Source organism: Burkholderia orbicola (assembly GCF_900100915.1).
Classification (GTDB): Bacteria; Pseudomonadota; Gammaproteobacteria; order Burkholderiales; family Burkholderiaceae; genus Burkholderia; species Burkholderia orbicola.
Genome location: NZ_FNKW01000001.1, coordinates 3354884 through 3366561 on the forward strand (window position 1 = coordinate 3354884; position 11678 = coordinate 3366561).

Below are 11678 nucleotides of genomic sequence, written 5' to 3' on the forward strand. Positions count from 1 at the left end.
GATGGCCGCTGCATTCCCGGAGATCCTCGCGCTCGGCGAGGCGATGATCGAATTCAACCAGTCGCAGCCGGGGCATCCTGAATTCCTGCAGGGCTTCGGCGGCGACACGTCGAACTTCTGCATCGCGGCGGCGCGCCAGGGCGCGTCGACGGGCTTCGTGTCGGCGATCGGCGACGATCCGTTCGGCCGTATGCTCGCCGACATGTGGGCATCGGAGCGCGTCGACACGACGTACGTGCGGATCGACCGCTCGGCGCCGACCGGCGTGTATTTCGTCACGCATGGCGCCGACGGCCACCAGTTCGACTATCTGCGCGCGGGGTCGGCCGCGAGCCGCTATGCGACGGGCGATTTACCGCTCGACGCGCTGGCGGCCGCCAAAGCCGTGCACCTGTCGGGCATCAGTCTTGCGATCAGCACGGCCGCGTGCGACGCGGCATTCGCGGCGATCGACCATGCGCGTCGCCACGGCGCGAAGGTCAGCTTCGACACGAACCTGCGCCTGAAGCTGTGGCCGCTGGCGCGTGCCCGCGCGGTGATGCGCGAGGCGCTGCGCCAGACCGACATCTGCCTGCCGAGCTGGGACGACGTCACGGCGCTCACGGGCGCGAACGATCGCGACGCGATCGTCGACGCGATGCTCGAACACGGGCCGCAGGTCGTCGCGTTGAAACTCGGCAAGGAAGGCGCATATGTCGCGACGCCGAACGAGCGGCGCGTCGTGCCGGGCTTCGCGGTCGAGGCCGTCGACGCGACCGGCGCGGGCGACTGCTTCGGCGGCGCGTTCGTCGCGCGGATCGTCGCGGGCGACGATCCGTTCGCGGCCGCGCGTTATGCGAACGCGGCGGCGGCGCTGTCGACGACCGGTTACGGCGCGGTCGCGCCGATTCCGCACCGCGAGGCGGTTGAACGCCTGATGCAAGGCTGACGCGACACGGGACACGCGGCCGCCGACGCATTCGCCGCGCAGGCTTGCGCGGTCAGCAGGAACCGGGTCTCGACCCGGCACGGTCCGCGATTGCCGGGCGAATCTGAAGCAAGGAGCAACACAAGGTGGGTCGATATTCGGAATGGCAACGGGCGCTCGTCGTCGCCGGTGCGCTGGTGGCGGGCATCGCGATGCCGGGGTTGGGCGCCGCGCAGGCGGTCGTGCCGGGTGTGCAGCAGGATGAACCGGCGCCGGCGCGGCCGCTGAAGCCGAATCCCGAGTTCGCCCGCCTGCCGCGCTACGAAGGCACGCTTGGCGACCGGCCGATCGTCGTGCATCTCGGCCCGAAGACGGACGAGGAAGGCGTGCACGGCGAATACCAGTTCGCCGATACGGGCGAGGTGGTGCTGCTCGCGGGCGACCGCGATGGCGATACGCTGGAAATCGAGGAGTCGAACGACGGCACGAACATCACCGGCGTGTGGATCGGCCGCTTCGACGCGACGGGCGACCTGAAGGCCGACCGGATGAACTCGGACGAATCGGACCCGCAGCCGGTCGTGCTGCATCTGGCGCCGGGCAAGCGCGCGGCGCTGCAGGTGCGCGACGGCCGCGTGCGCGAAATCGAGACGGTGGGCGGCGTCGTCAACCTGCATCCCGACGACTGAGCGCGTGCTGGCTCGGTGTCGGCGGCGCGCATTGTACCGGGCCAACCGCGCCGATTTTGGCTACTCTAACGACATATTCCGCAACCGAACGGCCTCGTGCCCGGCCTCCAAGTCATGACTGCATCCACTTCCAAGCGCGCGCTGCAAACCCGCATCGTTCAACCCGACGACGTCATTCCGGAAGGCTTCCGCTCGTTCGTGCCGCCGGTCGCGCGCGCGTCGACGGTCGTGTTTCCCGATCTCGCGACGATGCGCGCGCTGGTCTGGCACGACGACAACCAGTGGCGCTACGGGCTGCATGCGACGCCGACGTCGCTCGCGCTCACGCAGCGGCTCGCCGAGATCGAGGGCGGCACGCACGCGCTGCTGCAGCCGTCGGGTCTCGCGGCGATCATGAACGTCTACTTCGGGATCGTGAAAGCGGGCGACGACGTGCTGGTTCCGCATAACGTATACGGTCCGAACGCCGATTTCGGCAACTGGCTGGCGAACGATTTCGGCATTACCGTGCGTTTTTACGATCCATTGATCGGCGCCGGCATCGCCGAGCTGATCCAGCCGAACACGCGGCTGATCTGGCTCGAGGCGCCCGGCTCGGTGACGATGGAAGTGCCCGACGTGCAGGCGATCACGGCGGCCGCGAAGGCGCGCGGCATCGTCACCGCGATCGACAATACCTTTTCGGCGGGGCTCGCGTTCAAGCCGTTCGAACATGGCGTCGACATTTCGGTGCAGGCGCTGACCAAGTATCAGTCGGGCGGCAGCGACGTGCTGATGGGTGCGACGATCACCGCGAACGCGGAACTGCACGCGAAGCTGAAGCTCGCGCGGATGCGCTGCGGGATCGGCGTGTCGGTCGACGATTGCTCGCTCGTGCTGCGCAGCCTGCCGAGCATGCAGGTGCGCTTCGATGCGCACAGCAAGAGCGCGCTCGCGCTCGCGCAATGGCTGAAGGCGCGGCCGGAGATCGCCGCGGTGCTGCATCCGCAGATTGCGGACTGCCCGGGGCACGCGTCGTTCATGCGCGATTTCAAGGGGGCGGGCGGGCTGTTCTCGGTGGTGTTCGACGAACGCTACAGCGCGGAGCAGGTCGACCGTTTCGTCGAGTCGCTCGAACTGTTCGCGATCGGCTGGAGCTGGGGCGGCGCGTGCAGCCTCGCGATGCCGTACGACGTCGCGTCGATGCGTCCGGACTGGCCGCATCGCGGCACGCTGGTGCGTTTTTACGTCGGTCTGGAAGACGAAACCGACCTGCGCGCGGACATCGAGCGCGCGATGCAGGCCGCACTCGGCTGATCGCAGGCCGGCACCGTCCGGCACGAAAACGAAACGCCGGCGCGATGTGATATCGCGCCGGCGTTTTTCATTGAGGGTGCCGCGGGATCAGAACAGTCGCAGCAGCCCGTCGAGGCCGACATGGTCGAACGCGACGGTGGCCGCATCGCGCACGACGGGCTTCGCGTGGAACGCGACCGACAGCCCGGCGTCGGCCATCATCTTCAGGTCGTTCGAGCCGTCGCCCATCGCGATCGCGCGGCGCGGCTCGAGGCCGAGCGACGCGCACGTCTCGCGCAGCAGGCGCGCCTTCACGTCGGCGTTGACGATTTCGCCGAGCACCTTGCCGGTGAGCTTGCCGTCGACGATCTCGAGCGTGTTCGCATGCGCGTAGTCGAGGCCGAGGCGGGCTTTCAGCCGCTCGGTGAAGAACGTGAAGCCGCCCGACACGAGCAGCGTCTTCATGCCGGCGGCTTTCACGCCGGCCAGCATCGTCTCGGCGCCCGGCGACAGTTGCAGCCGTTCTTCGTACACGCGCTCGAGCGCGTGCGCGTCGAGCCCGGCCAGCAGCGCGACGCGGCGCGTCAGGCTTTCGTTGAAATCGCGGATCTCGCCGCGCATCGACGCTTCGGTGATCTCCGCGACCTGCGTTTTCAATCCGCAGAAATCGGCGATCTCGTCGATGCACTCGATCGTGATCAGCGTCGAATCCATGTCCATCACCGCGAGCCCGAAATCGCCGAGCGTGAGGCCGGCCTCGACGAAGCCGAAATCGAGCGCATGCGTGCCGCAGTATGCGTCGATGTCGAGGCGCTGCGCCGGGCTCGCGTTTTCGATGCGCAGCGCGTGATCGTCGGTCTGCACGACGCGGGTGCCGCGCGACAGCGCGAGCAGCGGTTTGTGATGGGCGTCCGACAGCGGCGCAAGACTCTGGATGACGAGATTGTGGGTCATGACGAGTGGTTGGGAGGCGAATGAATGACGTGCGCGGCCCGCGGGCGGCCGCCTGCGAACGCGGGCCCCGTGCGGCTGCGGGCCGTTGCGTCGCGAACGCGCCATTGTAGCCGGTTGGCCGCGCAGGGCGGCCGGCGCAGGCGCGAAACCGGGCGCGGGGCGGTAGTGGTCAGCCGTTTGCACGATCCCAGTACGGCGGATCGCCGAAATGCTCGGCCAGGAACGCAATGAAAGCGAGCGTTTTCAGCGGCACGTGCGCGCGGCTGGGATAGACGGCCCAGATCGCGACGTCGTCCGCGAACGGGTAGTCGTCGAGCACGCTGACGAGCGCGCCGCTCGCGAGCAGCGGGCCGACGTCCCAGGTCGACTTGATCGCGATCCCGAAGCCGTCGACGAGCGCTTCGCGGATCGCCTCGCCGTTGCTCGCGACGAGCCGGCCGCCGACCCGCACCGTGAGCGGGCCCTGCGGCGTTGCGAACGACCAGTCGCGCTGGTCGCCGAGGATCACGCATTCGTGCTGCGTCAAGTCGGCCGGATGGCGCGGCGTGCCGCGTTCGGCGAGATAGGCGGGCGAGCAGCACAGCACGCGGCGGTTGGTGGCGAGCTTGCGGGCGACGAGCGTCGAATCCTTCAGCGCGCCGAGCCGGATCGCGACGTCGTAGCCGTCATCGACCAGATCGACGATCTCGTCGGACAGCCGCAGATCGAGCGACACGGACGGGTAGCGGCGCAGGAACGCCGGAATCACCGGCGCGACGTGCTGGCGGCCGAACGACGAGGACATCGACACCTTCAGCCGCCCGTACGGCTCGCTGCGGCCGCGGCCGACCGACGCGCGCGCGGCGTCGGCGGCCGCCAGCAGCGCGTCGGCCCGCGCCATGAAGACTTCGCCGTCCTGCGTGAGGCTGATGCGGCGCGTGGTGCGGTGCAGCAGCCGCGCGCCGAGCTGCCGTTCGAGCTGGGCGATGCGCGCGCTCGCGACCGCGGCCGACACGCCGAATTCGCGCCCGGCCGCGGTGACGTTCGCGAGCAGCGCCGCGCGCACGAACAGCGCGACGTCGAGCAGGTCGAGCGGCTTGTCGGGCGCGGGAATCGGATCGGACCCAGGATCGGACGTCATTATTCTGAAATTCCTGAAAATGTTTCAGGAAATATAGCGGTTTTCTCGAAGGATCGGGTTGCCTACGATGGCACGCATGGAGGTTGCGCCGCAGCCCGCCGGATTCCCCTGAAAGGAGTATCGAGATGAAAGCCGTTGGATTGACCCGTTATCTGCCGATCGACGACCCGCAAGCGTTGCTCGACGTCGAACTGCCGCAGCCCGTGCCGGGCTCGCGCGATCTGCTCGTGAAGGTCGAGGCGATTTCCGTGAACCCGGTCGACACCAAGGTGCGTGCGCCGAAGCCGCAGGTCGAGGAGACGCCGCGCGTGCTCGGCTGGGATGCGGCCGGCACGGTCGTCGCGGTCGGCGCCGACGTCACGCTGTTCCGGCCCGGCGACGAAGTGTTCTACGCGGGCAGCATCACGCGGCCCGGCGCGAACAGCGAATTCCATACGGTCGACGAGCGGATCGCCGCGTTGAAGCCGCGCACGCTCGACTTCGCGGCCGCCGCCGCGCTGCCGCTCACCGCGCTGACCGCGTGGGAAGCGCTGTTCGACCGGTTGCGCGTGTCGCCGCAGGGTGCCGACGCCGGCAAGTCGGTGCTGATCATCGGCGGCGCGGGCGGCGTGGGCTCGATCGCGATCCAGCTCGCGAAGACGCTCGGCAAGCTGCACGTGATCGCGACCGCGTCGCGGCCGGCGTCGGCCGAATGGGTGCGCGCGCTCGGCGCGGATGCGGTGGTCGACCATTTCGGCGACCTGCCTGCGCAGTTGCGCGAGGCCGGCCATCCGAGCGTCGACTACGTGCTGATCTTCAACGATACCGACCATCATTTCCCGGCCGCAGCGGAAGTCATCCGGCCGCAGGGCGGCATTTGCACGATCGTCGAGAACGCGAAGCCGGTGCCGGTCGAACTGCTGAAGGCGAAGAGCGCGGCGTTTCACTGGGAATTCATGTTCACGCGTGCGATGTTCGAGACGCCGGACATGATCGAGCAGCACAAGATCCTCGGCGAAGTGGCGCGGCTCGTCGACGCCGGCACGCTGCGCACGACGCTCGGCGAACAGCTCGGCACGATCAACGCAGCGAACGTGCGGCGCGCGCATCAGATGCTCGAGGGCGGGCGCGCGATCGGCAAGCTGGTGCTCAGCGGTTTCTGAGCGCGGAGCGCGTAAGGTTGCGGCGCCGCGAACGCAAGCGGGGTAACACCCGATGCGTTTGCGGCGCATTGCACCGCGCTTGGCGGTAGACTGGCAGCGCATCATGCATCGAAAACCGCGCGGCACGCGCGTGCCGCCGCATTACAAGGAGGTCAGCATGAGCCAACGCAGCTTGTCAGTCGCCGCATCGTGGTCGGTCGTGTTCGCGGCGGCGTGCGTCAGCGCGAGCGTATTCGCGGCGCCGCCGGTCAAGGGCAGCCTGAAGGGCGGCGGGACGGGACAGCTCGAATACACCGTCAAGGTCGACTCGAAGACCTTCGGCAATACGCAGGAGACCCGCAAGATCCGCTCGGGCGAGACGGACGATTTCAACTGGAAGTCGGTGCCGCCGAGCGGCGCGGTCGCGATGCCGGACGGCTGCCCGAACGCCGACAACCTGCCGCGCGACGCGAACGGCGCGATGGTGCGGCAGACCCAGGTGCGGCTCGCACCGTCGGTCGACGCCAAGGGTGTCGCCAACGTGCAGTTGAGCTTCCAGGCGGCCGCGCCGAAGGGCACGCGCGGCGTGACGGCCGGGGGCAAGTCGCTGCAGTGTCCGGACGTCGTGTCGGTAAGCCAGGTGAAGTGGGTATCGATTCCGACCAACGGCGGGTCGAAATCCGTGTCGATGAGCGACGGCACCCGGGTGACGGTGTCGATCAAGCATTGAGCGGCACGCGCGGGCCGGCGTTTCGTTTGGTGCGCGCGCAACCGGTTCGATGGGCGGAACGAGCAGGGCGGCACGCGAGCAGCGCCTGTCGTGCCGCCGTTGCAACGCGTGCCGCTGCCTGTTTCGCGGCACGGTGCCACGGCCGTACAACGGCGCTGCACGATGTCATGCGGATGTCACGTCATGCGCGCCCGCATTCCGTCCTCCCGATCATCACGTTCCGATTAAACGTCGCAGGCGCGTGCTGACCGCGCAGCGCGCCGCCGCGCGTCACCGCGTGCGCTCTTCGAGCCGCGACGCGAGAAAGCGGTGATCGGCCGAGAACAGCCGGCGATAGGTCATCAGCACCGCGCCCACGGTGCCGAGCGCGGACGCCGCGGCGATCAGGAACATGATCACGATCTGGTAACGCACGGCCTGCAGCGGCGACTGGCCGGCCAGCACCTGGCCCGTCATCATCCCCGGCAGGCTCACGACGCCGACCACCGCCATCTGGTTCAGCGTCGGCAGCATGCCGGCGCGCACGGCCTGGCGCGCGGCGTCCTGCGCGGCCTCCCAGCGCGTCGCGCCGAGCGCGAGCGCGGTTTCGACGCGATCGCGGCGCGCGGTGAGCTCTTCCATCATCCGCTCGACGCCGAGCGATACGCCGGTCAGCGTATTGCCGAGAATCATCCCGAGGATCGGGATCGCATATTGCGGCGCGAACCACGGATGGATGCGGATCACGACGAACAGGCCGACCGCCGCGACGAACCAGCTGCTGAACCAGATCGACGCGATGCTGTCGACGCGCTGGCCGCGATACGTGCGCTTGCCGCGCCCCGCGCCGGCGAAACCGGCGATCAGCGTCATCAGCGCGGTGAGCGGCAGCACGACGTACCAGTGCGGATGGCCGAACACCCAGCCGAGCACGTAGCCGATCGCGAGCAACTGCACGACGGTGCGCACCGCCGCGAGCGCGAGCTTGCGGCCGAGGCCGAGCGACAGCGCCGCGGAGATCGCACCGTTGACGGCGACGAGCGCGGCGGCGATGCCGACGTCGACGAGGCTCAGGTCCTGCAGTGCCGGGCTCATTGCGCAGCCCCCGTCGGGTGGGCCGCGTGCAGGACGCCGGCCTGCATCACGAGCCGCATCGTGGCGATCCGCGCGGCCTGGGCCGGATCGTGCGAGATCCACATGTAGGCGCGCGCATCGGGCGCCGCGTCGAACCACGCACCGACGAGCGCTTCGATCGCGCGCGCCGATTCGGGATCGAGGGCGGAGGTCGGCTCGTCGAGCAGCAGCACGTCGGGATCGAGCTGCAGCACGCGCAGCAGCGCGGTGATCTGCGCTTCGCCGCCGGACAGGTCGCTCGCGCGCTTGTCGAGAAAGTCGGCGCCGCGGCCCGCCTGCGCGGCGAGCGCTTCGGCGCGGGCGCGGTCGAACGCGACGTCGCGATAGATCGCGAGCGAATACGGGTAGCGCAATTGCGCTTCGACGGTGCCGTCCATCTGCGCGGGGCGCTGGCGGACATACGCGACGCTGCGCCGATAGCGCGGAATCGCGCTGCGCCTGATCCGGCGGCCGCGCCACAGGATGTGACCGCCGTCGAGCGGATCGAGCAGCGCGAGCGCGCGCAGCAGCACGCTCTTGCCCGACCCGGACGGTCCCGTGATAGCAATTCGCGATCCCGCCGCAAGGCTGAAATCGGTCGGGGCGAGCAGCGTCTTGCCGCTGCTGGCGTCGCGCCGCGTGATGTGCTGCGCGTCGATGAGGCCGGTGGGGGAGGTCATGTCAAAAATGAAAAAAAGCGTTAATGGCGCCGAAAGGCCACCATGTCGTGCGCCATAATACCGATTGAAAAGCCGCAGTTGTCGTGCGCCGTTCGTCCACGCAAGCGGCCCGGCATGGCGCGGCAACGCTTCAGAACAACAACGGAACCGCCATGACGCTAACCCGAGCCATCGGCAAATCGGCTGCATGGATCGTCGGTATCGTCGCGGTGCTCATCGCGGCGGCCGGCATCTTTATCTTCACGTTCGACTGGAACCGCGCGAAGCCGTGGGTCAACGAACAGGTGAGTACCGCGCTCGGCCGCCCGTTCGCGATCAACGGGGATCTCAAGGTCGGCTGGCGTCGTCCCGATGGCGAGACCGGCTGGCGCGCATGGGTGCCCTGGCCGAGCTTCTCCGCCACGCAACTCGAGATCGGCAATCCCGACTGGGCGCAGGCGCCCAAGTTCGTCACGCTCGATGCCGCGCACTTCGATCTCGCGCTCCTGCCGCTGCTGGCGCATGAAATCGTCATCCCGTCGATCGACGTCGTGAATCCTGCCGTCGATCTCGAACGGCGCGCGGACGGCAGCAATACGTGGACCTTCCAGTTCAAGCAATCGTCGCAGCCTTCGCGGTGGAAGGTGCGGCTCGACAGCTTCGGTTTCGCGAAGGGCACCGTCACGTATCGCGATGCGATCACGAAGGCCGACCTGACCGTCGCGATCGATACGCTCGGGCAGCCGATTCCGCTCGGCGACGTGCTGAAGGAGCAGGAGCAGACCTCGCGTGCGGCGTCGGCGCAGCGCGTCGGCAAGCATGGCGCCGCGCAACTGGGCGCGAAGGCCGATGCGCAAGCCGCGTCGGGCGCGTCGGGGGCGAGTGCGGCCGCGGCCTCGGGTGCGTCGGCAGCGAGCGGCGTTGCTTCGGCTGCTTCAGGTTCGTCCGGTTCATCCGCTTCGTCCGCGCCTTCCGCGCCTTCCGCGCCGGCTGCTGCTGCCGCGTCCGGCGCGAGCGGCGCCGCGGCGCCCGCGAAGCCGGCGGGCCCCACCTATGCGTTCGGGCTGAAGGTCGACGGCCGCTACAAGAACGTGCCGATCAGCGGCACCGGCAAGGTCGGCGGCGTGCTCGCGATCCAGGATACGTCGCAGCCGTTCCCGCTGCAGGCCGACGTGAAGGCCGGCGATACGCGGCTCGCGATCGTCGGCACGCTGACCGATCCGAGGCATCTCGCGGCGCTCGACCTGCGGCTGTGGCTGCAGGGCACGTCGATGTCGCACCTTTACCAGCTCACCGGCATCACGCTGCCCGATACGCCGCCTTACGCGACCGAAGGGCGCTTGATCGGCAACTTCAAGCCGAATGCGAGCACCTTCCGCTACGAGAACTTCAACGGTCGCGTCGGCGGCAGCGATCTCGGCGGCACGCTCACCTGGGCGCAGCGCGAGCCGCGGCCGAAGCTGTCGGGCGAACTCGTGTCGAACCTGCTGCAGTTTTCCGATCTCGCGCCGGTGATCGGCGCCGACTCGGCCGCGAGCAAGAAGAAGCGCGGCGACACGACGCGCCAGCCGCCCGACCGCGTGCTGCCGGTCGCGGCGTTCCGCACCGAACGGTGGAGCGCGATCGATGCGGACGTGAAGTTCACCGGCCGCAAGCTGATCAAGAGCGCGGACCTGCCGATCACGAACCTGTACACGCACATTCTGATGCAGGACGGCGTGCTGACGCTGGAGCCGCTGCAGTTCGGCGTCGCGGGCGGCACGCTCGCGACGAATGCGCATCTCGACGGCAGCCGCACGCCGCTCAAGGGCCGCTTCACGCTGGCCGCGCGGCATCTGAAGCTCAAGCAGCTGTTCCCGACGCAGAAGGTGATGCAGTCGGCGTTCGGCGAAATCAACGGCGACGCGTCGCTGTCGGCAACGGGCAATTCGCCGGCCGCGCTCGCGGCGACGTCGACCGGCGAAGTGAAGGCGCTCATCACCAACGGCCGCATCAGCCGCCTGCTGATGGAGGCCGCGGGGTTGAACGTCGCGAACGTCGTCTACGAGAAGCTGTTCGGCAACCGCGACGTCAACATCAATTGCGCGGCGATCGATTTCGTCGCGACCGACGGCATGCTCGACCCGAAGGTCTTCGCGCTCGATACCGACGATGCGCTCATCAACGTCGACGGCCCGATCAACCTGCGCGACGAATCGCTCGACCTGAAGATCCATCCGCACACGAAGGGCTTCCGGATCTTCTCGCTGCGCTCGCCGTTGTATGCGAAGGGCACGTTCAAGAACCCGAAGGTCGGCGTCGATGCGGGCGCGCTCGCGCTGCGCGCCGGCGCGATGGTCGGGCTCGGGCTGATCAACCCGTTCGCGGCGCTGCTTCCGCTGATCGCGCCGAGCAACAACCGCGACGTGCCGTGCTCGGAACTGTTCGGGCAGATGAAGGCGCAGGCGGCGCAGAAAGCGGCCAAGAAGGCCGGCAAGTGATGCGTGCAGCCGTCGGAGCGGCTTGCGCCGCGGTGCGGCGGCTCGGCGTCGTTGCCGCGACCGGCTGAGCGCTGGCCGTGCGGCGCCGCCGAGGCGCTCAGCGGCGAGCGCGCGCCCAGACGATCACCGGTTCGACCTCCCGGCCGGCGATCCGCACCGGTCCGGCGGTGCCGAGCTGCAGCCGGTCGCCGTCCAGGCTGACGACACGCTGCTGGACGTTGCCGATCCAGTTCGGATACAGGCTGACGTCCATTTCATGGGTCAACGTGCCGTCGTCGTCGACGTTGAAGGGGCCCGAATACGCGATGTAGCCGCGGGCCGCGGCCGCACGCTCCTCGACGCTGCCGCCCTGCAGGTCGCCGTCGGCGTACGGCGGGCGGCCGGCCGCCATCAACTGCGCGGACATGTAGCCGTCGGGCGTATAGAGGATCCAGCCCCGCGCGTCGCGGCCGAGCGGATAGGTGACGGTCCCGCCGTCGCGCGGGCGGATTTCGTAGGACACGAGACGCCACGCGCCGACGAGTTGTTCACGAAGCTGACTGGCGAGCATGCGGGATTCCGGTAGGACGGCGGTGGGGCGCGTGCCGTCGTGTTGACGGGCCGGCGGGCGCCGCGGCTGAGGGCCGGGAATACGCCGCCGGGGCGGTGCGG

At 68.9% G+C, this 11678-nt stretch carries 11 protein-coding genes; 6 read left to right on the top strand and 5 right to left on the bottom strand.

Annotation, left to right across the window (positions count from 1 at the left end; genetic code table 11):
* The first annotated feature begins 1 nt into the window (after position 1).
* The 3 genes from BLS50_RS16040 to BLS50_RS16050 all read left to right on the top strand — a co-directional run bounded on the left by BLS50_RS16040 (position 2) and on the right by BLS50_RS16050 (position 2892).
* Entirely contained in the window at positions 2-928 is a 927-nt protein-coding gene (locus BLS50_RS16040) for a sugar kinase (RefSeq protein ID WP_074802610.1), read from the top strand.
* Between the two features lie 125 nt (positions 929-1053).
* A complete protein-coding gene (locus tag BLS50_RS16045) occupies positions 1054-1596 on the top strand; it encodes a hypothetical protein (protein WP_074802611.1) in 543 nt (180 codons plus the stop codon).
* Positions 1597-1710: 114 nt separating this feature from the next.
* Positions 1711-2892 (top strand): cystathionine beta-lyase, encoded by a 1182-nt coding sequence (locus BLS50_RS16050; protein ID WP_074802612.1) that lies wholly within the window; start codon positions 1711-1713, stop codon positions 2890-2892.
* A gap of 87 nt (positions 2893-2979) precedes the next feature.
* On the opposite strand, the gene serB is transcribed toward BLS50_RS16050, so the two are convergent.
* Both serB and BLS50_RS16060 read right to left on the bottom strand, forming a co-directional pair.
* Positions 2980-3825, bottom strand: a complete 846-nt coding sequence (gene serB, locus BLS50_RS16055; RefSeq protein ID WP_074802613.1) for a phosphoserine phosphatase SerB — start codon at positions 3823-3825, stop codon at positions 2980-2982.
* A 169-nt stretch (positions 3826-3994) separates the two neighbouring features.
* Entirely contained in the window at positions 3995-4945 is a 951-nt protein-coding gene (locus tag BLS50_RS16060) for a LysR family transcriptional regulator (protein WP_011549715.1), read from the bottom strand.
* Between the two features lie 125 nt (positions 4946-5070).
* On the opposite strand from BLS50_RS16060, the gene BLS50_RS16065 reads away from it, so the two are divergent.
* On the top strand, positions 5071-6087 hold the full coding sequence (locus tag BLS50_RS16065) for a zinc-binding alcohol dehydrogenase family protein (protein ID WP_074802614.1): 1017 nt from the start codon (positions 5071-5073) through the stop codon (positions 6085-6087).
* A 157-nt stretch (positions 6088-6244) separates the two neighbouring features.
* Positions 6245-6796 (top strand): DUF6013 family protein, encoded by a 552-nt coding sequence (locus BLS50_RS16070; protein WP_041489573.1) that lies wholly within the window; start codon positions 6245-6247, stop codon positions 6794-6796.
* Between the two features lie 270 nt (positions 6797-7066).
* Here the strand turns inward: BLS50_RS16070 and BLS50_RS16075 are convergent, their stop codons facing one another.
* Together BLS50_RS16075 and BLS50_RS16080 are read right to left on the bottom strand one after the other, a co-directional pair.
* Positions 7067-7870 (bottom strand): ABC transporter permease, encoded by an 804-nt coding sequence (locus BLS50_RS16075; protein ID WP_034174107.1) that lies wholly within the window; start codon positions 7868-7870, stop codon positions 7067-7069.
* Positions 7867-8568 carry an ABC transporter ATP-binding protein gene (locus BLS50_RS16080; RefSeq protein WP_074802615.1) on the bottom strand — a complete coding sequence of 234 codons (702 nt, stop codon included), beginning with the start codon at positions 8566-8568 and terminating at the stop codon, positions 7867-7869. The genes BLS50_RS16075 and BLS50_RS16080 overlap by 4 nt, the downstream gene beginning before the upstream one ends.
* 152 nt (positions 8569-8720) lie before the next feature.
* Here BLS50_RS16080 and BLS50_RS16085 point away from each other — a divergent pair, with 152 nt between their 5' ends.
* Entirely contained in the window at positions 8721-11027 is a 2307-nt protein-coding gene (locus BLS50_RS16085; protein ID WP_074802616.1) for an AsmA family protein, read from the top strand.
* Between the two features lie 97 nt (positions 11028-11124).
* Here BLS50_RS16085 and BLS50_RS16090 read toward each other — a convergent pair whose 3' ends face one another.
* Positions 11125-11577: a lipocalin-like domain-containing protein gene (locus BLS50_RS16090; RefSeq protein ID WP_006475929.1), complete on the bottom strand. Its 453-nt coding sequence runs from the start codon at positions 11575-11577 to the stop codon at positions 11125-11127.
* Between the last annotated feature and the right edge of the window lie 101 nt (positions 11578-11678).

Bases quoted from the DNA above. Each gene is read 5' to 3' on its own strand.
- BLS50_RS16040 (WP_074802610.1), top strand. From the start codon at position 2: ATGGCCGCTGCATTCCCGGAGATCCTCGCGCTCGGCGAGGCGATGATC.
- BLS50_RS16050 (WP_074802612.1), top strand. From the start codon at position 1,711: ATGACTGCATCCACTTCCAAGCGCGCGCTGCAAACCCGCATCGTTCAA.
- serB (WP_074802613.1), bottom strand. From the start codon at position 3,825: ATGACCCACAATCTCGTCATCCAGAGTCTTGCGCCGCTGTCGGACGCC.
- BLS50_RS16060 (WP_011549715.1), bottom strand. From the start codon at position 4,945: ATGACGTCCGATCCTGGGTCCGATCCGATTCCCGCGCCCGACAAGCCG.
- BLS50_RS16065 (WP_074802614.1), top strand. From the start codon at position 5,071: ATGAAAGCCGTTGGATTGACCCGTTATCTGCCGATCGACGACCCGCAA.
- BLS50_RS16070 (WP_041489573.1), top strand. From the start codon at position 6,245: ATGAGCCAACGCAGCTTGTCAGTCGCCGCATCGTGGTCGGTCGTGTTC.
- BLS50_RS16075 (WP_034174107.1), bottom strand. From the start codon at position 7,870: ATGAGCCCGGCACTGCAGGACCTGAGCCTCGTCGACGTCGGCATCGCC.
- BLS50_RS16080 (WP_074802615.1), bottom strand. From the start codon at position 8,568: ATGACCTCCCCCACCGGCCTCATCGACGCGCAGCACATCACGCGGCGC.
- BLS50_RS16085 (WP_074802616.1), top strand. From the start codon at position 8,721: ATGACGCTAACCCGAGCCATCGGCAAATCGGCTGCATGGATCGTCGGT.
- BLS50_RS16090 (WP_006475929.1), bottom strand. From the start codon at position 11,577: ATGCTCGCCAGTCAGCTTCGTGAACAACTCGTCGGCGCGTGGCGTCTC.